This window comes from Kitasatospora sp. NBC_00070 (genome assembly GCF_045041205.1).
GTDB lineage: Bacteria > Actinomycetota > Actinomycetes > Streptomycetales > Streptomycetaceae > Kitasatospora.
This window is the reverse complement of the sequence record NZ_CP108247.1, coordinates 7,439,991-7,461,835: the sequence shown is the minus strand read 5'-3', so window position 1 is coordinate 7,461,835 and position 21,845 is coordinate 7,439,991. Positions and strand designations below refer to the sequence as shown.

Sequence of the window (21,845 nt, the reverse complement as noted above, 5' to 3'; positions counted from 1 at the left end):
CACCCCCCTGACCTGACGTCAGCCCGTCCGCTCCGGTGCCTGACCCAGCCTGCGGTGAAGGTCTCCCAATCCGATTGCCGTCCTCGCGGCGGGTTGCGCACACTGCTGGGATGCGCTTCTCCATCAACATCCCGAACTTCGGTGACTTCGCCGACCCCCGGAACGTCGCGACGGTGGCGGCTGCCGCCGAACAGGCCGGCTGGGACGGGCTCTTCGTCTGGGACCACGTCCTGCACCGCCGACACCAGGGACGCCCCTTCGGCGATCCCTGGATGCTGCTGACCGCAGCCGCACTGGCCACCTCGCGGATCCGACTGGGCCCCCTGCTGACGCCGGTCCCCCGTTACCGTCCCGAGCAACTGGCCCGTCAGGTGGCCACCCTGGACGGTCTCAGCGGCGGCCGGGTGATCTTCGCGGCGGGCCTGGGCGGTCCGATCGAGGACGAGTACCGCAGCTTCGGCGACGCCGCCGAGCCGCCCGTCCTCGCCGAACGGCTGGACGAGGGACTGGAGTTGTTGCGGCGCTTCTGGTCGGGCGAGTCGGTGGACCACCGTGGCGGGCACTACGAGGCCCGGGACGTGACACTGCTGCCGGCAAGCGTTCAGCAGCCCGGTCCGCCGGTATGGATCGGCGGGTTCTGGCCGCGTCGTTCGCCCATGCGGCGGGCAGCGCGCTGGGACGGCGCGGTGCCGCTGTTCGAGACCGCCCGGCACGGACAGGTGCCGGATGTGGCGGAGGTACGGGACCTCGTCGACTTCGTGCGCAAGCACCGCACGGCCGAGGCCGGGCGCCCCTTCGAGTTCGTGCTCGGCGGTGCCACGCCCCTGGACGCGGCGAGGGCCAAGGACGTGATCGGTCCGCTCCACGACGCCGGCGCCACCTGGTGGGACGAGCGACAGCTCCAGCTCGGCCCCGACCTGGACCGCCTGCCCCCGGTGCTGCGCCGGATCGAGGCGGGGCCGCCGGTGATCTGACCCGATTGCCGGGGCTCTCGATCGACCTGCCTCACATCCACCCCCGTGACCTGCAGTAACAGCATCAGATCGAACTGGTGACCGATTCACGTGAAGTTGAATCCCGGCTTCCCTTTTTCGTTCATTTGTTCGACAGTGGGGGCATGGAGGCATCCCTGACCGCTCTGGCACCCCGGCTCCAGCTGTCCCGTCCGGGGCAGCTGGTCCCGGTGCTGCCCGCGCTCGAAAGCCTCCTCCCGGAGCGCGGTCTGCGCCCGGGCGCGGTGGTGTCGGTGACCGGCGGCGGAACCGCGCTGCTGCTGGCGCTCGCGGCCGCCGCGTCGACCGGCGGCACCTGGTGCGCGGCGGTCGGCGTCGAGGGGCTCGGCCTGCTGGCGGCGGCCGAGCTCGGGGTCGACCTGTCGCGCCTGGTGGTGGTCGAGGACGCCGGCGACCAGTGGGCCCGGGTCGCGATGGCCCTGGCCGACGGCGTCGGTGTGCTGCTGCTGCGCCCGTCCGGCCGGGTCTCGGACCGGGTGGCGGAGCAGGTGGTCACGGTGACCAGGAACCGCGGGTGTGCGCTGGTGGTGTCCGGGGAGTGGCCCGGTGCGCGGGTCCGGCTGCGGGTGGCCTCCCGGTCCTGGGAGGGCGTGGGTCAGGGACACGGCCGGCTGCGGGCCCGTCGCCTGGTGGTGGAGACCGGCGGCCGCGGGGCCGCGGCCCGTGAACGGCAGCACGAACTCTGGCTGCCGGACGGTCAGGGCGCGGTCCGGACCGCCGGCCCGAACACGCACCGCCGCGAGGCGGACGCGACGCACGATCCGTTGGCGGTGGTCTGAGGTGCCACGGACCCGAGAGGACGTCCACGGGGAAGCCGTACCCCCGCGGGTGCTGGCCGTCTGGGTGCCCGACTGGCCCGTGATCGCCGTCCTGGGTGCGGAGCCGGGGCCGGACCGGCCGGTCGTCGTGGTCGAGCGCGGCCGGGTGCTGGCGGCTTCCGCCGCCGCCCGGCGCGGTGGGGTGCGGCAGGGGCAGAAGGTGCGCTCGGCCCAGTCGCTCGTGGCCGGGTTGGCGGTGCACGAGCGCCGGGCCGACACGGAGGCCGGGCTGTTCGAACCGGTGGCGGACGCGGTGGGTGTGCTGGCCGCACGGCTGGAGGTGGTGCGCCCCGGGATGCTGGCACTTCCGGCCACGGGCGCGGCCCGGTTCCACGGCGGCGAGGACGCGCTCGCGGAGAAGGTGGTCGACGCGGTGGAGGCCGTCGGCCACGCGTGCCGGATCGGGCTCGCCGACGGCCTGTTCGCGGCGCAGCTGGCGGCCCGGGCGGAGCGGGTGGTGCCGACCGGGGAGAGCGCCCGGTTCCTGGCGGCGATCCCGGTGTCGGAGTTGACGGAGCCGAAGCTGGCCGAGCTGCTCGGGCGGCTCGGCATCGTGACGATCGGTCAGTTCGCCGGCCTCCCGGTCGGCAGTGTCGCGGACCGCTTCGGCCGGGCCGGCGTGGTCGCGCACCGGCTGGCCCGGGGGTTGGAGGCCCGTCCGGTCGTCGCCCGCCCGCCCGAGGTGCGACTGACGGTGGAGCAGCGTTTCGACCAGCCGTTCACGGTCATGGAGCCGCTGGTGTTCGCGGCCCGGGCGCTGGCCGAGCGTCTGCACGCCGGTCTCGCCGGGGCGGGCCTGGCCTGCGGGCGGGTCGAGATCGAGGTGGAGTGCGCCGACGGCACGGGTGCGTCCCGGGCCTGGCGACACGAGGGCCTGCTCTCCGTCGGGGCGGTGGCCGAGCGGACGCGCTGGCAGTTGCAGGCGTGGCAGCAACGGCAGTTGTTCGACGAGACCTCCGGCGGGGTCGTGGTGCTGCGGCTGGTCCCGGACGGGCTGGTCCGCGATCCGGGCCGCCAACTGTCGCTGGCCGACGGGGATCAGGAGGCCACCGAGCGGATCGAGCGGGCCGTGGCCCGGGTGCGGGCGATCCTCGGCCACACCGCGCCGGTCACCGTCGAGCTGGCCGGCGGCCGCACCCCCGCCGACCGGATCGTCCGCACGCCCTGGGGGGACGCCCACCGGGAGCGCCGCGCGGACGGGCCCTGGCCGGGCCGGCTGCCCGCGCCGTCCCCGACCCGGGTGCCGGCCGGGCCGGTACCGGTGCGACTGCTGGACGCCGAGGGCCGGGAGGTCGAGGTCACCGCGCGGGCCGAGATCCGCAGCACCCCGGCCCGCCTGGTCCTGCACTCGGGAGCCGTCGAGGTGACCGGCTGGGCCGGACCGTGGCCGGAGCAGGAACGCTGGTGGGCCCCGGACGAGGCCCGGCGCACCGCCCGGATGCAGGTCACCGTCGCCGACGGACGGGCCTTACTGCTCGCCGTCACCGGCGGCCGCTGGCGCCTGGAAGGCGACTACGACACCTGACCCCCGATCACCCCTCCCCCCCGCAGGACCGGACACCGCAGCATGGGTTTCACCAACCACCCGAAGACACCGTGGCGCGACCTGCACCGCGCCATGACCGGCACCCGGCCGGGTGACCGTACGGTCATCCCGTTCCCCGGCTCCGAGCCGACCCCGACTCCGCCGCCGTCCCCACGTGCGAGCAGCCGCCCCGGCCCCGGTTGGGCGGAGCTGCACGTCCACACCAGCTACAGCTTCCTGGACGGCGCCAGCGATCCGGCCGAACTGGTCGACGAGGCGGCGAGGTTGGGCATCGGCGCGCTCGCGGTCACCGACCACGACGGCCTCTACGCGGCCGCGACGTTCGCCGCCGAGGCCCGTCGCACCGGCATCGCCACGGTCTTCGGGTCGGAGCTGACCCTGGACGCCGCGCTCGCGCCGACCGGCGTCGCGGACCAGGACGGTGAGCACCTGCTCGTACTGGCCCGGGGAGTGGAGGGCTACCGGCGGCTGGCCAAGGTGATCGGCGACGCCCACCTGGCCGGTGGCGCCAAACGCCGCCCCCGGTACGACCGCGACCGGCTCACCGACGCGCACGCCGGGCACTGGGCGGTCCTGACCGGCTGCCGCAAGGGCGCCGTCCGCCGCGCCTTGGACACCGAGGGGCCGGCCGGCGCCGAGCGCGAACTCCGGCTCCTCGCCGACCGGTTCGGCCCCGGCAACGTCTTCGTCGAGCTGACCGACCACCACCTGCCCGGCGACGACGACCGCAACGACGCCTTGGCGGCACTCGCCGCCCGAACCGGGCTCCCGCTGGTGGCCACCACCGCCGCCCACCACGCCGCCCCCGCCCAGGGCCGGCTCGCCCAGGCCCTGGCCGCCCTGCGCCAGGGCCGCTCGCTGGCCGACGCCGAGGCGTACCTCGCAGCGGCCGGCACCGCCCACCTGCGCTCCCCGGCCGAGATGGCCCGGCGCCTGGCCCCCTGGCCCGGCGTCCAGCAGGCCACCGTCGACCTCGCCCGCGAACTCGCCTTCGACTTCAAGGCCCTCGAACCCGAGATGCCCGGCTTCCCCGTCCCGGACGGCCACACCGAGAGCAGCTGGCTGCGCCGCCTCACCCTCGACGCCGCCGCCCGTCGGTTCGCCCCCGGCAACCCGAAGGCGCACCGCCAGGTCGCCCACGAGCTCGACGTGATCGAGCAGTTGGAGATGGCCGGGTACTTCCTGATCGTCCACGACATCGTGGCCTTCACCCACCGGTCCGGCATCTGGTGCCAGGGCCGGGGCTCGGCCGCCAACTCCGCCGTCTGCTACGCCCTCGGCATCACCGCCGTCGACCCGATCCGCTACGACCTCCTGTTCGAGCGGTTCCTCTCCCCGGAGCGGGACGGCCCACCCGACATCGACCTGGACATCGAGCACCGCCGCCGCGAGGAGGTCATCCAGTACGTCTACGACACCTACGGCCGCGACCACGCCGCCCAGGTCGCCAACGTCATCACCTACCAACCCCGCCTCGCCGTCCGCGACGCCGCCCGCGCCCTCGGCTACGCCCCCGGCGACCTGGACCGCTTCGCCACCGCCACCGGCTGGCACGAGATGCCCCCGGCCGACGCCGGAGTGCCGGACGACGTCCGGGAGTTGGCCGCCGGGCTGCGCGGCCTGCCCCGCCACCTCGGCATCCACTCCGGCGGCATGGTCCTCACCCACCGCCCGATCGCCGAGACCTGCCCCACCGAGTGGGCCACCATGCCCGGCCGCTCCGTGCTCCAGTGGGACAAGGACGGCTGCGCCGAGGCCGGACTGGTCAAGATCGACCTGCTCGGCCTCGGCATGCTCTCCGCCCTGCACGACGCCTGCGACCTGATCGAACGTCACCACGGCCTCCGCTACGACCTGGCGACCATTCCCAAGGAGGTGAAGGAGGTCTACGAGATGCTCTCCCGGGCCGACACCGTCGGCGTCTTCCAGGTCGAGTCACGCGCCCAGGCCGGCGCCCTGCCCCGGATGCGCCCGAGCAAGTTCTACGACCTGGTCGTCCAGGTCGCCCTGATCCGGCCGGGCCCGATCCAGGGCGGCTCGGTCCACCCCTACATCCGCCGCCGCAACGGACACGAACCCGCCACCATCGCGCACCCGTCGATGGAGAAGGCCCTCACCAAGACCCTCGGCGTCCCGCTGTTCCAGGAGCAGATGATGCAACTCGCCATCGACTGCGCCGGGTTCACCCCCACCGAGGCCGACCGGCTCCGGCAGGCGATGGGCTCCAAACGCTCCCACCAGCGGGTCGCCGAGCTGCGCGAGCGCCTGCTGACCGGCATGGACCGGCACGGCATCCCGCCCGACGTGGCCGAAGACGTCTACACCAAGATCGACGCCTTCTCCGGCTACGGCTTCCCCGAGTCCCACGCCGCCTCCTTCGCGCTGCTCGTCTACGCCAGCGCCTGGCTCAAGCTGAAACACCCGGAGGCGTTCACCTGCGCCCTGCTGGCCAACCAGCCGATGGGCTTCTACTCCCCGCTGAGCCTGATCGCCGACGCCCGCCGACACGGCGTCACCGTGCTGCCCGCCGACGTCAACCACTCCCGCCCCGCCCCCACCCTGGAACCCGTCCCGGGCACCCGCCCCGCCATCCGGCTCGGCCTCGCCGCCGTACGAGGGCTCGGCGACGACCACGCCGCCACCATCACCGCCGGGCAGCCCTACACCGACCTGGAGGACTTCGCCCGCCGTACCGCCCTACCCGCACCCGCCCTCGAAGCCCTCGCCACCGCCGGCGCCTTCGCCGGGCTCGGGGTGACCCGCCGTCAGGCCCTGTGGTCCGCCGGACTGCTCGCCCGCACCACCGGCGACATGCTCCCCGGCACCGCCCTCGCCCTGACCCCACCGGACGGCGTGCCGGAGATGACCGCGATCGAGGAGACCATCGCCGACCTGTGGTCCACCGGCACCTCCGCCACCACCCACCCCGTCCAGCACGCCCGCCCCCACCTGGACCGGTGCGGCGCCCTGACCGCCGTCGGCTTCAAGGACGAGGCGGTCCACGGCACCCTGGTGAGCGTCGGTGGCCTGGTCACCCACCGCCAACGCCCGCCCACCGCAGGCGGGGTCCTGTTCATCTCCCTCGAGGACGAGACCGGCCTGGTCAACATCGTCGTCCAGCCGCACGTGTGGGAACGCCAGCGCAAGGTGGCACTCGGCAGCGCCGGCCTGCTCGTCCACGGCACCGCCGAGCGCCGCGACGGCGCCATCAACCTGGTCGCCACCCGTCTCGTCCCGCTCACCCTCGCCCCCGGCGCCCGCAGCCGGGACTTCCGCTGACAGAACGGACCACACCGGCCACAGCCGGAGACCTGACGGCACGTCAGTTGCCCGGCCGTACGCCGACCGGCCGGCCGGCCGAGGAAGTCCGCCGGTCGATGACGGTCAGGCCCCAAGGTCCGCACCGTCAGGTCGGCGTCGGCAGCTACTGCCACGGACCGGTTGTCAATCGCCGTACAGGCAAAGCCTCCTGGGCGAATCCGATCGAGGCGCACTTCGGGCCGCTACGGCTCCGGTCAGAGCACTAGCGTCGGCCCCAGTGGAGGTGGAGGACGGCGAGGTCGTCGGTGTGGCGGCCGGCGTTCAGGGTGTGGGTCTGCTGGATGAGCAGGTCGACGTGGGTGGCCGGGTCCGCCAGGGCCGAGGCGTTGATCAGCGCAAGCAGTCCGTCGACGCCGAGCCGCTCGCCGGTGGAGCCGTTGTGCCCCTCGGTGAGGCCGTCGGTGTAGATGGTCAGGGAGCCGGTGTCCGGGAGCGGGACGACCGTGCGGGGCCAGTTCCGGAAGCCGGGGAGGATGCCGAGCGCGATGCCGTGGGCGGCGGTCACCTCCCGGGTGCCCTCGGCGGTGGCGAGCAGGGGTTCGTGGTGACCGGCGAGGTGGAAGGTCGCGGTTGCCCGGCCCTCGTCGAGGGTGAGCAGGGTACAGGTGGCGAACTGCGACTCGCTTCCGCGTTCGGCGACCAGGACGCGTTCCATCAGGTGGAGCAGGTCCTCACCTCGGTGTCCGCCGAGGATCAGGGAGCGCCAGGCTATCCGGAGCAGGACGCCGAGGGCGGCGGCGTCGCGACCGTGTCCGCTGACGTCGCCGACCACGGCGTGCAGGAGTCCGTCGTCGCCTTCGACGACGTCGAGGAAGTCGCCGCCGAGCAGGGCCATGGCGGTGCCGGGCAGGTAGCGGCTGGTGACCGTCACGGTTGAGGTGCCGAGGATCGGCGGCGGGAGCAGCCCGCGTTCCAGGCGGGCGTTCTCCTCCGCGCGCAGGCGGATCGTCTGGGCCTCCATGCTGGCGCGCTCGGTCTGGCTGCGGTAGACGGCGTAGCGCAGGGTGCGGCGCAGCAGTTCGGGGTCGACCTTGCCCTTGACGAGATAGTCCTGGGCGCCGGCGGCCATGGCCTCGGTGCCCGCCCGGGCCTCGGAGAGGCCGGTGAGGACGATGACGGCGTTGTGGGGTGCGAGGTCGCGGACCGCGGTGACGGCGGCGGTTCCGGCGGCATCGGGCAGGTGGAGGTCCAGCAGGATGCAGTCGATCTGCCGGGCGGCCAGGACCGCCTTGGCCGCGCCGAGGGTCGACCTGACGGTGAGTTCGAAGCGCAGGCCGGTGTCGAGCAGGAGCTCCTCGACCAGGACGACGTCGGCGTCGTCGTCCTCGACCAGCAGGACGCGGTAGGTCGGCTCGTCCTCGGCCGTGCCGGGCTGGGTGGTGGTGACCGAGGTCATCGTGTCTGCGGCTCCGTGTCTGCGCGACCGGCCTCCGGCATGGTGGAGTGTCCCGGGGTCTCGAGTGGCTCGGGGGCGAGGGTGAAGCTGATGCGAGTGCCGTCGCCGTACTGCGGGTCCACGGTGATGGTGCCGCCGTGGAACTCGACGATCTTCCTGCACATCGCCAGACCTATGCCGCTGCCGCTGTAGGCGTCCTTGGTGTGGAGGCGCTGGAAGATGACGAAGACCTTGTCGACGAACTCCGGGGCGATGCCGATGCCGTTGTCGGTGACGGCGAAGTGCCACAGCTGGTCCCCGCGCGTCGCGGAGACGTGGATGCGGGGTTCCTCATCGGGTCGGCGGAACTTGACGGCGTTTCCGATCAGGTTCTGCCAGAGCATCCCCATCTGGGTGGGGTCGGCCACCAGGGCCGGCAGCGGGTCGTGGGTGATCCGGGCGCCGGCCTCCTCGATGCCGACGCTCAGTGCGTCCAGGGTCCGTTCCAGCGTCTTCTCCAGGTCCACCTCCTGGTGGCTCTGGTGGACCCGGCCCACCCGGGAGAACTCGAGGAGGTCATTGATCAGGATCTGCATGCGGTTGGCACCGTCGACGGCGAAGTCGATGTACTGGTCGGCCCGGGCGTCGAGCTGACCGCCGTAGCGGCGCTGGAGCAGCTGGGTGAAGCTGGAGACCTTGCGCAGCGGCTCCTGGAGGTCGTGCGAGGCGACGTAGGCGAACTGCTCCAACTCGGTGTTGGAGCGCTGCAGATCGGCCGCCTGCGCGTCCAGGCGCGTCCGGGCCTCCTCGATGGAGGACAGCTCCCGCACCAGGCGGTGGCGCATGGAGTCGATCTCGCCGCTGAGGCGCCGCAGGTCGGCGGGGCCGGTCGCGGTGATCGGGTGTCCGAAGTCACCGCCGGTGATCCGCCGGGCGTCCTCGCCCAGCTGCTCCAGCGGCCGGGTGATGCCCCGGCGCAGCCCTTCGAAGACCAGCACGGTGAGCAGGGCGATGACCACCGCGATCGCCGTGAACACCCAGTTGCGCACCCGCATCGTCGTCAGGAGGTCGTCGCGTGCCTGGGTGCGGTCGGCGCGCAGGTGGTCCTGTTCCCGCAGCAGTTCGGCGCGGACGGCGTCGAAGGCGACCTTGCCCAGGCCGGCGGTCGCGGCGGCCTCCGCCGAGGGTGCACCCGGCGGGGACGCGGCGATCGGACGGGCGATCTCCGCCTGCCACCTCGCGATCGCCGCCTCGACGGAGGCGAGGTCCTCCTGTGCGGCGTCGTTGCCACGCAGGAGTTCGGCCAGGCGCGCGGCGTGGGTCTGCTGGTCCGTCACGCCCTGCTGGTAGGGCGTGAGGAACTCGACGTTCCCGGTGAGTCCGTAGCCGCGGATCCCGGTCTCCTGGTTGAGCAGGGCGGACTCCAGGCGGAACGAGGTGGACATCGCCGGGGAACGCACGTCGACCAGGTCGGTGCTGATGGTCTGGGTCCGGTCCAGCACCCAGAACCCCGCCACTCCGAGCGCGGTTAGCACGGTCAGGGAGAGCGCGACGCCGGCACGCAACCAGCGCCTGGTCGTCCACGCGGACAGGCTCCGCTCACGCGGCGGCCTGCGGTCGTCCTGCATCGTGTTCGCCCTCTCCGGTGGCAGCCGTCCGGCGGAGCGGCGCAGCGCATACTGTAGAGGCATCGCGACAAGCGTTGTTGTCGCAGGGTCAGATCCGGCCTACTGTTCCGGCTATGCCTGGCAAGAACTTCGTACTGCGGTCCACCCCGCAGGAGACGGCGGCGATCGCGGATGCGGCGGTGGGCCGGCTCGCACGGCGCATGGTCCTGCAGTTGCTGGAGGAGTCCCCGACGCCCGGGGCGGGCGGTCCGGCGCCGGCGCTGGGCATGCTGCACGTCCTGGACCACCTCCAGCGGGCCGCCGAACGCCTGCAGCGTGAGGCGGCTGTCACCGCCACCCGGACCGGGGCGGGTTATCCCCAACTCGGCTCGGCCTGCGGCCTGACCCGCCAGGGTGCGCGGCAGCGCTGGCCGGGGATCCACGACCATTCCGATGAAGCACCTACGGAGACCTTGATGATGACCAGCCCCGCCCGCGCCTTCGACGTCCTGCTGGTCGAGGACGACGCGGCCGACGCCATCCTCATCGAGGAAGCCCTGGCCGAGCGCGGTGCTCGAAACCTGGTCCAGGTGACCGACGGGATCGCCGCTCTGGAGCACCTGCGCGCGCCGGGCGCCGTCCGGCCGGACCTGATCGTCCTGGACCTCAACATGCCCCGGATGAACGGCCGTGACCTGCTGCGCGTCCTGAAGGCGGACGAGGACCTGCGGACCATCCCCGTCGTCGTCCTCACCACCTCCTCCGCACCCGACGACGTCACCGACGCCTACAGCAGCCACGCCAATGCGTACGTGACCAAGCCCGTCAACCTCGAGGAGTTCGAGCAAGCGGTCCAGAGCATCGACGCCTTCTACCTCGACACCGCCACCCGGCCGCCCCGCGACTGACCCGCCGACCGGCGTCGTGGTGGGGCGGGCCGCTGAGCCCGCTCCGTGAAAGCACGGAAGGGGCGGCCCGGGCACCGGGCCGCCCCTTCTTCGCGGGTCGGCCCACCGACCGCCATCGCGCACGCCGCTGGCACGGCCTGCTCCCTGACACCGCGTGGGGTCCGCCACGGGACCTTGACGACCTCCGGCCGAGCGCCTCGGGCTGCCCGTGCCGACGCATCCGGTCCACGCGGGTGTGGACGGTCGCGGTGCGGGCAGTCGCTGAGTAGGCAGCGCGCCGCGCGAGCTGAGCCCGCGCGGTAACGGAGCGAGGAGGCGTCGGTCATGACCGGCATTCCGATCTGGGAGTCCACGAGAACGCCACCACGGTGCACGAACGCCGGAGAAGGCCATGACGCGTAGTCGCGGGGATGCCCGCCTCCGCCATCCCCGGCACGGGCGGCGTGGCGAGGCCCGGCTTCCCGCCGTGCTCGCCACGCTGGCTGCCGTCCTTCTCTACGTGGCCCTCCCCCAGCAGCTGCTGGTGGCGCCCCGCTACGTCCTACCGGCGCTCGAACTGCTCCTGCTGATCCCGCTGATCGCCGTCAACCCCCTGCGGCTGACCCGCCAGAACCGCGTCTCGCGCGTCCTGTCGCTCACCCTCGTCCTGTTGATCGGGGCCAGCAACCTCGTCTCCCTCGGCATCCTCGTCCACGACCTGGTCACGGAGGGGGTGGAGGACGGCGGCCAGCTCCTGGTCGCCGCCCTCCAGGTCTGGCTGACGAACATCATCGTGTTCGGACTCGCGTACTGGGAACTCGACCGCGGGGGCCCGGTCAGCCGTACCCAGGCCCCACGCGCCGAACTCCCCCTCGCGGACTTCCGGTTCTCCCAGGACGAGAACGACGACGCTGTCGAGGAGGTCGCCGACGGCGCCAGCGGCTCGTCCGACTGGGTCCCCACCCTGCCGGACTACCTCTACATCTCGGTGACCAACTCCACCGCCTTCAGCCCCACCGACACGATGCCGCTCTCCACCCGGGCCAAACTCCTGATGAGCATCGAGAGCATCGCCGCCCTGATGACCTCCCTGCTCGTCATCGCCCGCGCCGTCAGCATCCTGCACTGAGCGACACGTCGCCCCGCACCGCCCGCCTGACGGGAGCGCAGATCCGCGCCACCCCGGCCGACCGACGGCGCCCGGCGAGTCGCCCGGCGGTCAGACCAGCAGCTGGGCCAGGCAGCCGTCCAGGTCGAGGTGATCGGTCTCGGTACCGGCGGGGACCAGGGCGAAGGCCTCGTCGAGGAAGGCGCCCACCTGCGTTCCGGGGACGCCGAGGACCGCGCTGCCGGCGGAGCCGCGCAGCTCGATGAGGACCAGGCCGTCCGCGCCGGGCGCAACCCGGACGTCGCCCGCTCCGGCCGGTGCGCGCCGGCCCCGGTCGAGCAAGTCCCGGCCGAAGGTCCAGCAGACCGGCGGCTCGCCCCCCGCGAACGGGTACACCTCGGCCACACCCAGGTACACGGCGTAGGGCAGCGCGCTGTCGTAGGCGAGCCGGCCCGCGAGGACCAACTCCGGGTACGGGCTGCTGAGGACCCGCACGGCCAGGCACTTCAGGGTGGTCTTCGAAGCTTCCATCGCTCCCCCTCGGGACGGGCGGAGCGGCCGGGCGGGTCGCCCTGTGCCGTCTCGGTGAGCGGCTGCCCCGTCCGGACCGGCTCACACGCGTCCGCGGACGGCCCTCGCGGCCCGCCGGGCCCCGAAGCCGGACCAGCGGTGGTGAACCACCGATCCGTGGACATACTGGTGACATGACGGATCATCACGGAGCTTGCACGGAGCGCTGGTTGGGCCGGGCGTCCACGGACGGGCGGGTGCCGTGAGCGACGCGTCCGAGCCCTACACGGTCTCCGCCGAGTTCTACGACCTCCTCCAGGCGGAGCCCGACCGGCGGCGGGCCGAACGCCGCTTCGCCGGGGCGGCCCGCCGGGCGACCCTGGCCGTGGTGGAGGTCGGTGCGGGCAGCGGGATCGTCACGCAGGTCCTGCTGGCCGCCGCCGCGGTGCCGGTGCACGCCGTCGAACCTTCGGCCGCGATGCGCTCCCTGCTGCTGAGCCGGCTCGCCTCCGTCGGGGCCGACCGCCGCGCCCGGGTCACCGTCCACCCCGATCCGCTCCAGGAGGCGGGCCTGACCGAGACGGCGGACCTGGTCGTCGCGTCCAACGTCGTGGCCGGCTTGGACCCGGCAGCGCGCCGCGCCGTCTGGAAGGCCGTCGCCACAACGCTCGCCCCGGGCGGCCTGCTGCTCTTCGACCCCCCGCCCCCGGCGCTCCCCGCCGACCGCGAGAAGGTCGGGACGCTCGGCCCGGTACGCGTGGGCCCGGACCACTACCTCGCGGACGTCTCGCGGACACCGGACCGCGGCATCATCCGCATGGAGTTCAGCTACCGCGTCGAACGGGACGGCCGCGTCCTGCGCCGGGAGCGCGAGGCTTTCGACCTGTGGCCCGCAGCGCCCGACCTGATCGCCGAGGAGCTCACGGCCGCGGGCCTGCGCCTGGTGCAGGCCCCGGAGCCCGACCTGATGGCTGCACGGCGTCCGGGCTGACCCGCACGCAGGATGCCGGGCGGGTACGGCGTGAGGACCTCGGTGACGATCCGACCCGGCGGCAGACGTCGTCGTGCGTGTCCAGGTCCCCGGTCACCCAGCCGCCACCATCGGCCGGTTCACCTCGATGGCGAGCTCAACGGGTGCGGGCCCTGGGGAGAGCGAGGGAGGTCAGGGCCGCAGCCGCGGTGAACGCGGCGGCGGCGAGCAGCGCCCGGCCGTAGCCGTCGGTCAGCGCCTGTGCGGTGGCTGCGCCGTGGGCGGCGGTGGTGTGCGAGGCGATGCTGGCCAGCACCGCGAGGCCGAACGCGCCGCCGACCTGGCGGGAGGTGCTGATCAGGCCGGAGGCGAGTCCCACCTGCGAGGGGTGTGTTCCGGTGGTGGCGGCGATGGTGAGGGGCATCATGGCCAGACCCATGCCGAGCGTGCACAGGACGAGCGGGGTCAGCACGTCGGCGGCGTAGCTCCCGTCGGCACTGATGCGCGACAGCCACAGGAACCCGACGGTACTGAGCACCGCACCGGTGAGGATCAGCGGACGCGGTCCCGTGCGGCGGACCAGCCGGGTGGACAGCTGGGCGCCCACCACGATCGCCAGGCAGCCGGGCAGGCAGCTGAGGCCGGCGGTCAGCGCGCCCTGGCCCAGGATCTGCTGGAGGTAGAGGGAGAGCAGGAACCACATCGCGATCACCGCGGCTCCCAGCCCGAAGCCGGCGGTGTTGGCGATGGCCAGGCTCGGTTGGCGGAACACGCTGAGCGGGACCAGCGGCGCGGCGCTTCGCGTCTCGATCCGCACGAAGGCGGCGAGCAGGAGTACGGCGGTGGCGAGCGCTCCCCAGACGGTGGGCGATTCCCAGCTGTGGGTCTCGGTGGAGATGATCCCGTAGACGAGCGCGGTCAGCCCGGCTGTCACGGTCAGTGCGCCGGGCAGGTCCAGGCCGCGCAGCCCGCCACCGCGCCCGTGTGCGGCGGGCAGGTAGGTGAGCGCGGCGCCCAGCAGGGCGATGCCGAGCGGCACGTTGACGATGAACGCCCAGCGCCAGTCGACGTACTGGGTCAGCACACCGCCCAGGACCGCGCCGGCCGCACCGCCGCCGGCCGTGACCGCGCTCCAGGCGCCCAAGGCGCGGGTCCGGACCCGGGGTTCGGTGAAGGTCGTCATGACCAAGGTGAGGGTCGCGGGCGCCAGGAACGCACCGCCGGCGCCCTGCGCCGCGCGGGCGCCGATCAGCAGGGCACCGTTGGAGGCCAGCCCGCCGACGAGCGAGGCGAGGGTGAACACGATGAGCCCGCCGAGGAACGCGCGTCGGGTGCCCACCAGGTCGGCCAGTCGACCGCCGAGCAGCAGGAGGCCGGCGAAGCCGAGGGTGTAGGCGTTGACGATCCACTGCTGGCCGGCCGGGGTGAGGTGCAGCGCCTGGCGCATGTGCGGCAGGGCGACGTTCACGATCGACGCGTCGAGGTTGATCATGAACTGGGCCGCGCAGACGATCAGCAGGATCGCCGTCGGCGCGTGGCGCCGCCGGGGCGGCCTTGCGCCTGCTCCGAGCGACCGGGTGGTCGCGGACGGGGCGGGGGCGATGGGCATACGGGCTCCTGGGGAGGGGACGGGTCGGCAGGCGATTTCGGATTTCGGTCGGTCCCCACGGACTGCACAGCGCGGCGCCACGCCCATTCGCCCGCCGTATTGGGAGCCGGCCGGACGCCGCGCGCTGCTCAGTTGAGGAAGTCGACGCGGTCGATCAGTCCGTCGCGCACCCGGTAGGCCACCAGGAGGCGGACCGGCTCGTCGGCGAGGCCGTGGGCGATCTCGTGGTCGACCACCCGGTCGCCTTCGCTGAGCCGCCCCACGATCTCGGCCCGGCAGCGGCCTTCGGCGAACTGTCCGGCGTACCTGTCCCGGAGGGCTTGCCGGCCCTGCAGTCGGTCGCCGTTGGCGCGGTGGACCGTGACGTCCTCGGTGTAGGTGGCGACGAAGGCGTCGAGGTCGTGGCTGTTGTAGGCGGCGAGTTGCTGCTCGACCACCTCACGCGGGTCGGTCATGTGCTTGGTCTCCTGCTGGGGTGGACGGGTTCAGGCGGCCAGACGGCGGGCGGCCTGTGCGGAGCGATCTTGTTCCGTGATTCTGGCGCCGCAGGCGGGAGTTTCCCGCGATTTCGCAGGATCACGTCACCGATGGGCCCTTCGATGAACGAATCCACCGGCAGGCGGCCGGTGGGCGGCGCCGATGTGACGGTGTCCGTGGTGCCGCGTGGTGCCCGCCCGGCCGGAGCCTTACCGTCTCGGGCCGATGGAAGCCTGCGCCGTCGAACGGACCAGCCCGTGGTGCGCCACCCGTGATCGTGTGAAAGAACGGTTCTGACACTTCCCGGTGAGCGCCGACACCCTTCCGGAACAATGAGGGGGTACCGACGTCCGCTGGAGCAGTCACAGCTCGGTGAGAGCCGAGATCCAGGAGGGGCACCAGCGGTACATGGCGCTATCGGGATTGCTGACCGTCATTGCCGGGGGAGCTGCCGCAGCACTTCTCGCCTGGCTGAGCCACCGGTTCCTGCACCGGCACAACCTGCCGGACACCGGGCCGGCCGTCGGCACCGCCGCCGGAGCGGTCTTCTCGTTCTTCGTGATCACGATAGCTTTCCTGCTGGTCAATTCGACCGGGAGCCTCGTGTCCGCGCGCCAGAACAACTACGCGGAGGCCGGGGCACTCGTCGACCTCTACCTGGCGGCCGGACGACTCCCCGAACCCACCAAACACCAGATCCGCAGCCATACCGAGGAGTACTTCCGCCAGGTCATCACCGAGGAATGGCCGCAGATGGCGCGCGGGTCGATCGACCTCGACACCTGGGGCACGGTCTACCAGCTCAAGAACATCGTGCAGGACCTGCCACCGGACGCGCCCGCGAGGGCCGCCGGTGACGCCAACACCGCGGTCGCCAAGCTGCTCGGCGAACGCCGGACCCGGGCCGCCTCCACCCATGACGAAGCCCCGGATTTCCTTCTCTACACCCTGGTCGGGGCGGCAGTGCTGTCCATCGTGTTCCTGGCCCTCCTGGGATGGCCCAGGGGACGACGTGGAGTCATCATGATCGCCATCGTCGGCGGGATGTTCTCCTTCGGAATCTGGCTCGTGCTTCAGATCAACCACCCCTACGGATCCGGCGTCCGGGTCGCCCCCACCGCTTTCGTCGAGGCAGTGCAGCGCATCGACCTGATCAAGAGGGACGGCTACTGAGCAGCTCCTCCGGAGCGGCCACCGATCGGGTGCCGGCCGGGAGGTCGGGGCAGCGCAGGACGGGCGACGAATCCGGGCAGCCGGCCGAGCGGCCTGGTGCTCCAACTCTCCTATCGATGCTCATAGTTGATCGCGCGACCTGCCGCCCTGGGCCTACCGTGGGCGCTCATTGAACGGGTTGCCCATCGGATGGCCGGGGTCGCCTGCTCCGGGGCACCGACGTTGCGATCTGACGGGCAGCTGCTGGCGGCCGTCCTGACGGAGCGCCGGCCGCACACCGCACCGCGGTCCCGACCCCGACGCGGGCTTGAGCTCGCCGGCCGGAGGCCGCGTACCGGGTGCGGCGTGGCGACGGACCTGGTGGGGTGCGACTCGCTACGGTCGGTTGTGGCGGCGTCTCTTCCCGGCCTTGAGGTGACCACGCACTCATGCCCGCAGACTCCCGGCACAGCGCGTTCTCCCACCCTGCCCGGCCGGCAGACGTTCCGGCCGCCGAGAAACGGGCCGCCACGCCCCGAACGCCGCGGTCCACCTCATGCGAAGGGATTCCCATGTCCGAGAACGATGATGCGATCGTCACTGACCCGAAGACAGGGGACGACGACGGCTGCCCGGTCACGTCTCCACGTGCGCCGGCGCCGGTCCAGGGCGGCGGAAACCAGCAGTGGTGGCCGGAGCGGCTCAACCTGAAGATCCTCGTCAGGAATCCCCCGGCTGCCAGCCCGCTCGGCGAGGACTTCACCTACGCCGAGGCGTTCGCGACCCTCGACCTTCCGACGGTGAAACGGGACATCGCGCAGGTGCTCACCACCTCGCAGGACTGGTGGCCGGCCGACTTCGGGCACTACGGCCCGCTCATCATCCGGATGGCGTGGCACAGCGCGGGGACCTACCGCATCAGCGACGGCCGCGGCGGGGCCGGAGCCGGCCAGCAGCGCTTCGCGCCCCTCAACAGCTGGCCTGACAACGTGAACCTCGACAAGGCCCGCCGACTGCTGTGGCCGGTCAAGAAGAAGTACGGCCGGAGCCTCTCCTGGGCGGATCTCATGGTCCTCGCCGGCAACGTCGCCCTGGAGTCCATGGGCTTCAAGACCTTCGGCTTCGGCGGCGGCCGCGTGGACGAGTGGGAGTCCGACGAGGACGTCTACTGGGGCCCCGAGACCACCTGGCTCGGTGATGAGCGCTACACGGGTGACCGTGAGCTGGAGGATCCTCTCGGCGCGGTCCAGATGGGCCTCATCTACGTCAATCCGGAGGGCCCCAACGGCACCCCCGACCCGCTCGCCGCAGCCCGCGACATCCGTGAGACGTTCCGCCGGATGGCGATGGACGACCAGGAGACGGTCGCCCTCATCGCAGGCGGCCACACCTTCGGCAAGACCCACGGCGCAGGCCCCGCGGACCACGTCGGCCCCGCCCCCGAGGGCGCCGAGCTCCAGGAGCAGGGCTTCGGCTGGAAGAACTCCTTCGGCACCGGCAAAGGCGGCGACGCCATCACCAGCGGCCTCGAAGGCACCTGGACGAGCACCCCGACCACCTGGGACAACAGCTTCTTCGAGACCCTGTTCGGCCACGAGTGGGAGCTGACTCGGAGCCCTGCCGGTGCGCACCAGTGGACGCCCAAGGACGGCTCGGGTACCGTCCCCGACGCCCACGACCCGTCGAAGACCCACCTGCCGACGATGCTGACGACCGACCTCTCGCTCCGCTCGGACCCGGTCTACGGGCCGATCTCGCGGCACTTCTTCGAGAACCCCGGGGAGCTCGCGGACGCGTTCGCCCGGGCGTGGTTCAAACTGACCCACCGCGACATGGGCCCGGTCGTGCGCTACCTCGGCCCGGAAGTCCCGGCCGAGGCACTGCTGTGGCAGGATCCGCTGCCGGCCGTCACGCACGACCCGATCGACGCGGACGACATCGCCTCCCTCAAGCGCCAGGTCCTCGCCTCGGGGCTGCCGCCGGCCCGGTTCGTGTCCACCGCGTGGGCGTCGGCTTCGTCCTTCCGGGGCAGCGACAGACGCGGCGGTGCCAACGGCGCGCGCATCCGCCTCCAGCCGCAGAGCGGCTGGCCGGTCAACGATCCCGGGCAACTGGCCACGGTGCTGCGCACCTTGGAGGGCATCCAGGAGACGTTCAACGCCGCGCAGCACGGCGGAAAGCGCCTCTCGCTCGCCGACCTGATCGTGCTCGCCGGGAGTGCGGCCGTCGAGCGGGCCGCCGGGGACGCGGGCTTCGACGTCGAGGTCCCCTTCGCGCCGGGCCGCGCCGACGCGTCGCAGGAGCAGACCGACGTGGAGTCCTTCACAGTGCTCGAACCGACCGCCGACGGGTTTCGCAACTACCTCGGGGCGGGCAACCGGATGTCGGCCGAGTACCTGCTGCTCGACCGGGCGAACCTGCTGACCCTGAGCGCCCCCGAGATGACGGTCCTCGTCGGGGGCCTGCGCGTCCTGGGTGTGACCTCCCCGCAGTCGCAGCTCGGTGTCTTCACCGCCAACCCCGGGACCCTGACCAACGACTTCTTCGTCAACCTGCTCGATCTCGGCACGACGTGGACGGCGACGTCCGCGGACGCGAACACGTTCGAGGGCCACGACGCCACGACGGGCGAGGTGAGGTGGACCGGCAGCCGGGTCGACCTCGTCTTCGGGTCGAACTCCGAACTCCGCGCACTCTCGGAGTTCTACGCGAGCGATGACGCGAAGGAGAAGTTCGTGACCGCCTTCGTCGCGGCGTGGGTCAAGGTGATGAACCTCGACCGCTTCGACCTGGTCTGAGCGCGGCGACCTGGCCTGCCCGAACCGGCATGCCCGGACGCCCCCGCCCCGGCACGTGCTGCGGCCGCCGACGCACCACGGGTGACGCCCGTCGCGGACCTGGAGACTCAGCCCTGGGCGAGTTCGGCCAGGGCGTCGAGACGGGTGGGTGTCCAACCGAGTTCACGGCGCGCCCGAACGCCGCTGAACTGCTGGTCGAGGGCGAATGCCTCCGCGATCGGGCCCATCCGCCCCACGGCCTCGTCAAGGGTCAGCGAGTCGATCCTGCCCGGGCATCCGGCGGCGTGGGCGAGGGCTCGGGTGATGTGCGCCAGCGGAAGGTTCTGGCCGCCGGCCCCGGCGTAGACGGAACCGGCCCGGGCGTTCAGGGCCAGCACGTACAGCTCGGCGATGTCGTCGACGTGGACCAGCGCCCAGTGGTTGGAGCCGTCCCCGATGCAGGGCACCGCACCTGCGATGCGCCCCGGGTCGACGAAGAACGACTGCGCCAGACCACCGGAGCGGCCGTGGACCAGTCCCGGCATCACCACCACCGGGCGCCCTCCGGCGGCGGCCCGGGCGAGCACCCGCTGCTCGTTCTCCGGCCGCCAGGCGGTGATGCGCGGCGGGCTCAGCGGGGCGTCCTCGTCGGCGACCCCGTCGGTGTCGCCGTACACCCACACCCCGCCGGTGTGCACATAGGGGCCGCTTCCCACGCCGTCCTGCAGTGCCTGCGCCGCCGCGCGGTCGATGTCGGCGGTGCCCTCGGCGTAGTCCACCCCGAGGTGGATGACCCCGTCGGCCCGGCCGGCCGCCGCACGCAGGACGTCGGTGTCGGTGAGCGCCCCGGCAACCGGGGTGGCACCGAGCTCCGACACCGTACGCGCCGCGTGCTCGCTGCGCGCCAGCGCCGTCACGCCGATACCGCGCGCGACCAGTGCGCGGATGGTGGAGCGGCCGAGGTAGCCGGAGCCACCGGTGAGGAAGATCTGCATCTCTCGCGGTCCTTGTCAGAAGGGACGGCGGGGGTTTCCGCCGCTCCCCCACCCTGACCCCGCGTCACTCCCGGCGTCCAAGACCTCTTCCGTCACCACTGATGCCCCTGGAGCATCAGCGCCGGCCGGCGGCGATGTCGGCGAACTCCGGGAGCAGCGGTGACCGGCGGTCGGCACTCCAGGCGAGGCAGACCTCGCCCGGGCCGATGTCATCGATGGGCACGTGCGTGACATCGGCGTGGGTGTAGTAGACCGCGGTGGACAGCGGCAGGACGACGACGCCCCCTGAGGTCGCGACGTGTTCCAGCTTCTCCTCGACGGAGGCGAACGAGGGCCGCGGCCCCGCTCCCTGGCCACCGGCCCGCCCGGGGAGGTCGCGCCACTCGGGGGCGGCGTCGGGGTCCTGCAACAGCCGCTCGGACGCCAGATCCGCGATGACGATGGACTCCTTGCCCGCCAGCCGGTGGTCCGCCGGCAGTACGGCGACGCGCGGCTCCTGGAAGAGCGGGCGCAGTTCCAGGCCGCGACGGTCGACGGGCAGCCGTACGAAGCTCACGTCGAGAAGGCCCTCGCGCACCCCTTGGACCTGGTCGTCCCAGGACGTGCGCACCACCTCCACACTCAGCTCGGGATGCCGGGTGGCGAAGGCGCGCACCGCGCCGGTCACGGTGATCCCGGGCATGAAGCCCACCGTGAACGCCGAAGGTCCGTGGGCGGCCTGCCGGACCCGGTGGCACAGAGCCTGCGCGGCGGCCAACAGGGGGCGTGCGTCCTCCAGGAGTTGACGGCCGGCGGCCGTCAACTCGGTGGTCCGCCTGTTCCTGGCGAACAGCTGCGCGCCCAACTCCTGCTCCAGCGCGCGGATCTGCCGGGACAGCACCGGTTGCGTGACGTGCAGCCGCTCGGCGGCCCGGCCGAAGTGCAACTCCTCCGCCACGGCCACGAAGTACCGCACCTTGCGCAGATCGACATCCACGACATCTCCCACCGTACGGACATCGTGCGCCAGCGTAACTCCTCCCGGCCCCGTCACCGGGGAGGCCACCGATCCCTGGCGGGACCTGGCTTCCGCCCCCCTGCCGGGATTCGGGTCGGTGACCCTGACCTGCCGTGCAATCAGCCTGCAAGGTTTGTGCACTGCCGAATCCCTAGATTGTCCGTACCTCGTCAAACGATTCGGATGACGGGTAACTGAAGGGAAGTTCGGGATGTTGACGACCTTGAAGAGCAAGATGACGGCCGCCGCCCTGGCGGCGGTCGCCATCGCGTCACCGGTGGCCCTCGCGAGCGCGGCCCAGGCCGCGGGCGGCACCGCGCCCGCCTGCGTCAGCCGCAGCGTCGACACGTCGCTGAAGAAGGTCTACCTCGGCAACTCCTGCGGCAAGACGATGTACATCACGATCGTCTTCACGAACGGCAGCGAGACCCAGTGCCTCGCCATGCCTTCCGGGCGCACCGCGACGATCAGCTTCAGCCCGTACACCTACAAGCGCACCGCGGTCTGTTGATCGTCACCAGCTGAAGGAGCGGCCCGGCGACGGCCGGGCCGCTCCCTACTCGCCGGCCGGACCCCGGCCTGGCAGCCCTTCTCGGCGGTCGAGCCGCGGCGGACGAGCCGGCCATGACCCGATGAACCCTGCTTCGTACAGCAGCCCCTGACGACCTGTCAGCTGCCGGCCC

General features: G+C 72.5%; 17 protein-coding genes. 10 read left to right on the top strand and 7 right to left on the bottom strand.

From position 1 onward, the window contains the following. Positions 1-110 precede the first annotated feature (110 nt). From OHV05_RS33840 to OHV05_RS33825, 4 genes are all read left to right on the top strand, one after another. Positions 111-974 (top strand): LLM class flavin-dependent oxidoreductase, encoded by an 864-nt coding sequence (locus tag OHV05_RS33840; protein WP_405021127.1) that lies wholly within the window; start codon positions 111-113, stop codon positions 972-974. Positions 975-1,117: 143 nt separating this feature from the next. Then, entirely contained in the window at positions 1,118-1,792 is a 675-nt protein-coding gene (locus OHV05_RS33835) for a hypothetical protein (protein WP_405021126.1), read from the top strand. A 1-nt stretch (position 1,793) separates the two neighbouring features. Continuing rightward, a complete protein-coding gene (locus OHV05_RS33830) occupies positions 1,794-3,356 on the top strand; it encodes a DNA polymerase Y family protein (RefSeq protein WP_405021125.1) in 1,563 nt (520 codons plus the stop codon). Between the two features lie 42 nt (positions 3,357-3,398). Further along, on the top strand, positions 3,399-6,656 hold the full coding sequence (locus OHV05_RS33825) for an error-prone DNA polymerase (protein ID WP_405021124.1): 3,258 nt from the start codon (positions 3,399-3,401) through the stop codon (positions 6,654-6,656). A gap of 244 nt (positions 6,657-6,900) precedes the next feature. On the opposite strand, the gene OHV05_RS33820 is transcribed toward OHV05_RS33825, so the two are convergent. Beyond that, complete coding sequence (locus OHV05_RS33820; protein WP_405021123.1) at positions 6,901-8,094, bottom strand: PP2C family protein-serine/threonine phosphatase; 1,194 nt, start codon at positions 8,092-8,094, stop codon at positions 6,901-6,903. Further along, the gene (locus tag OHV05_RS33815) at positions 8,091-9,701 is read right to left on the bottom strand and encodes an ATP-binding protein (RefSeq protein ID WP_405021600.1); all 1,611 of its coding nucleotides are present in this window, start codon (positions 9,699-9,701) and stop codon (positions 8,091-8,093) included. Before OHV05_RS33815 ends, OHV05_RS33820 begins: the two co-directional genes overlap by 4 nt. A gap of 113 nt (positions 9,702-9,814) precedes the next feature. On the opposite strand from OHV05_RS33815, the gene OHV05_RS33810 reads away from it, so the two are divergent. Together OHV05_RS33810 and OHV05_RS33805 are read left to right on the top strand one after the other, a co-directional pair. Next, positions 9,815-10,588 (top strand): response regulator, encoded by a 774-nt coding sequence (locus OHV05_RS33810; protein WP_405021122.1) that lies wholly within the window; start codon positions 9,815-9,817, stop codon positions 10,586-10,588. A gap of 391 nt (positions 10,589-10,979) precedes the next feature. Beyond that, the gene (locus tag OHV05_RS33805; RefSeq protein WP_405021121.1) at positions 10,980-11,696 is read left to right on the top strand and encodes a hypothetical protein; all 717 of its coding nucleotides are present in this window, start codon (positions 10,980-10,982) and stop codon (positions 11,694-11,696) included. A gap of 90 nt (positions 11,697-11,786) precedes the next feature. Here OHV05_RS33805 and OHV05_RS33800 read toward each other — a convergent pair whose 3' ends face one another. Beyond that, positions 11,787-12,206, bottom strand: coding sequence for an SsgA family sporulation/cell division regulator (locus tag OHV05_RS33800; RefSeq protein WP_405021120.1), 420 nt, complete (start codon positions 12,204-12,206; stop codon positions 11,787-11,789). 241 nt (positions 12,207-12,447) lie between these two features. Here OHV05_RS33800 and OHV05_RS33795 point away from each other — a divergent pair, with 241 nt between their 5' ends. Then, positions 12,448-13,176, top strand: a complete 729-nt coding sequence (locus tag OHV05_RS33795) for a class I SAM-dependent methyltransferase (RefSeq protein ID WP_405021119.1) — start codon at positions 12,448-12,450, stop codon at positions 13,174-13,176. A gap of 136 nt (positions 13,177-13,312) precedes the next feature. Here OHV05_RS33795 and OHV05_RS33790 read toward each other — a convergent pair whose 3' ends face one another. Both OHV05_RS33790 and OHV05_RS33785 read right to left on the bottom strand, forming a co-directional pair. Then, positions 13,313-14,764, bottom strand: a complete 1,452-nt coding sequence (locus tag OHV05_RS33790) for an MFS transporter (protein ID WP_405021118.1) — start codon at positions 14,762-14,764, stop codon at positions 13,313-13,315. Between the two features lie 128 nt (positions 14,765-14,892). Then, the gene (locus OHV05_RS33785; protein ID WP_405021117.1) at positions 14,893-15,219 is read right to left on the bottom strand and encodes a nuclear transport factor 2 family protein; all 327 of its coding nucleotides are present in this window, start codon (positions 15,217-15,219) and stop codon (positions 14,893-14,895) included. A 394-nt stretch (positions 15,220-15,613) separates the two neighbouring features. On the opposite strand from OHV05_RS33785, the gene OHV05_RS33780 reads away from it, so the two are divergent. After that, entirely contained in the window at positions 15,614-16,414 is an 801-nt protein-coding gene (locus OHV05_RS33780; protein ID WP_405021116.1) for a hypothetical protein, read from the top strand. Positions 16,415-16,965: 551 nt separating this feature from the next. Beyond that, on the top strand, positions 16,966-19,191 hold the full coding sequence (gene katG / locus OHV05_RS33775; RefSeq protein WP_405021115.1) for a catalase/peroxidase HPI: 2,226 nt from the start codon (positions 16,966-16,968) through the stop codon (positions 19,189-19,191). 107 nt (positions 19,192-19,298) lie between these two features. Here katG and OHV05_RS33770 read toward each other — a convergent pair whose 3' ends face one another. Together OHV05_RS33770 and OHV05_RS33765 are read right to left on the bottom strand one after the other, a co-directional pair. Beyond that, on the bottom strand, positions 19,299-20,165 hold the full coding sequence (locus OHV05_RS33770; RefSeq protein ID WP_405021114.1) for an NAD-dependent epimerase/dehydratase family protein: 867 nt from the start codon (positions 20,163-20,165) through the stop codon (positions 19,299-19,301). 115 nt (positions 20,166-20,280) lie between these two features. Continuing rightward, positions 20,281-21,141, bottom strand: a complete 861-nt coding sequence (locus OHV05_RS33765; protein WP_405021113.1) for a LysR family transcriptional regulator — start codon at positions 21,139-21,141, stop codon at positions 20,281-20,283. Positions 21,142-21,373: 232 nt separating this feature from the next. Between OHV05_RS33765 and OHV05_RS33760 the strand changes: the two genes are divergently transcribed. Then, positions 21,374-21,673, top strand: coding sequence for a hypothetical protein (locus OHV05_RS33760; protein ID WP_405021112.1), 300 nt, complete (start codon positions 21,374-21,376; stop codon positions 21,671-21,673). The last annotated feature ends 172 nt before the right edge of the window (positions 21,674-21,845 follow it).

Coding starts and splice junctions, on each gene's coding strand:
- OHV05_RS33800 (WP_405021120.1), bottom strand. CDS start 12,206: ATGGAAGCTTCGAAGACCACCCTGAAGTGCCTGGCCGTGCGGGTCCTC.
- OHV05_RS33805 (WP_405021121.1), top strand. CDS start 10,980: ATGACGCGTAGTCGCGGGGATGCCCGCCTCCGCCATCCCCGGCACGGG.
- OHV05_RS33835 (WP_405021126.1), top strand. CDS start 1,118: ATGGAGGCATCCCTGACCGCTCTGGCACCCCGGCTCCAGCTGTCCCGT.
- OHV05_RS33760 (WP_405021112.1), top strand. CDS start 21,374: ATGTTGACGACCTTGAAGAGCAAGATGACGGCCGCCGCCCTGGCGGCG.
- OHV05_RS33790 (WP_405021118.1), bottom strand. CDS start 14,764: ATGCCCATCGCCCCCGCCCCGTCCGCGACCACCCGGTCGCTCGGAGCA.
- OHV05_RS33785 (WP_405021117.1), bottom strand. CDS start 15,219: ATGACCGACCCGCGTGAGGTGGTCGAGCAGCAACTCGCCGCCTACAAC.
- OHV05_RS33820 (WP_405021123.1), bottom strand. CDS start 8,094: ATGACCTCGGTCACCACCACCCAGCCCGGCACGGCCGAGGACGAGCCG.
- OHV05_RS33810 (WP_405021122.1), top strand. CDS start 9,815: ATGCCTGGCAAGAACTTCGTACTGCGGTCCACCCCGCAGGAGACGGCG.
- OHV05_RS33815 (WP_405021600.1), bottom strand. CDS start 9,701: ATGCAGGACGACCGCAGGCCGCCGCGTGAGCGGAGCCTGTCCGCGTGG.
- OHV05_RS33840 (WP_405021127.1), top strand. CDS start 111: ATGCGCTTCTCCATCAACATCCCGAACTTCGGTGACTTCGCCGACCCC.
- katG (WP_405021115.1), top strand. CDS start 16,966: ATGTCCGAGAACGATGATGCGATCGTCACTGACCCGAAGACAGGGGAC.
- OHV05_RS33770 (WP_405021114.1), bottom strand. CDS start 20,165: ATGCAGATCTTCCTCACCGGTGGCTCCGGCTACCTCGGCCGCTCCACC.
- OHV05_RS33825 (WP_405021124.1), top strand. CDS start 3,399: ATGGGTTTCACCAACCACCCGAAGACACCGTGGCGCGACCTGCACCGC.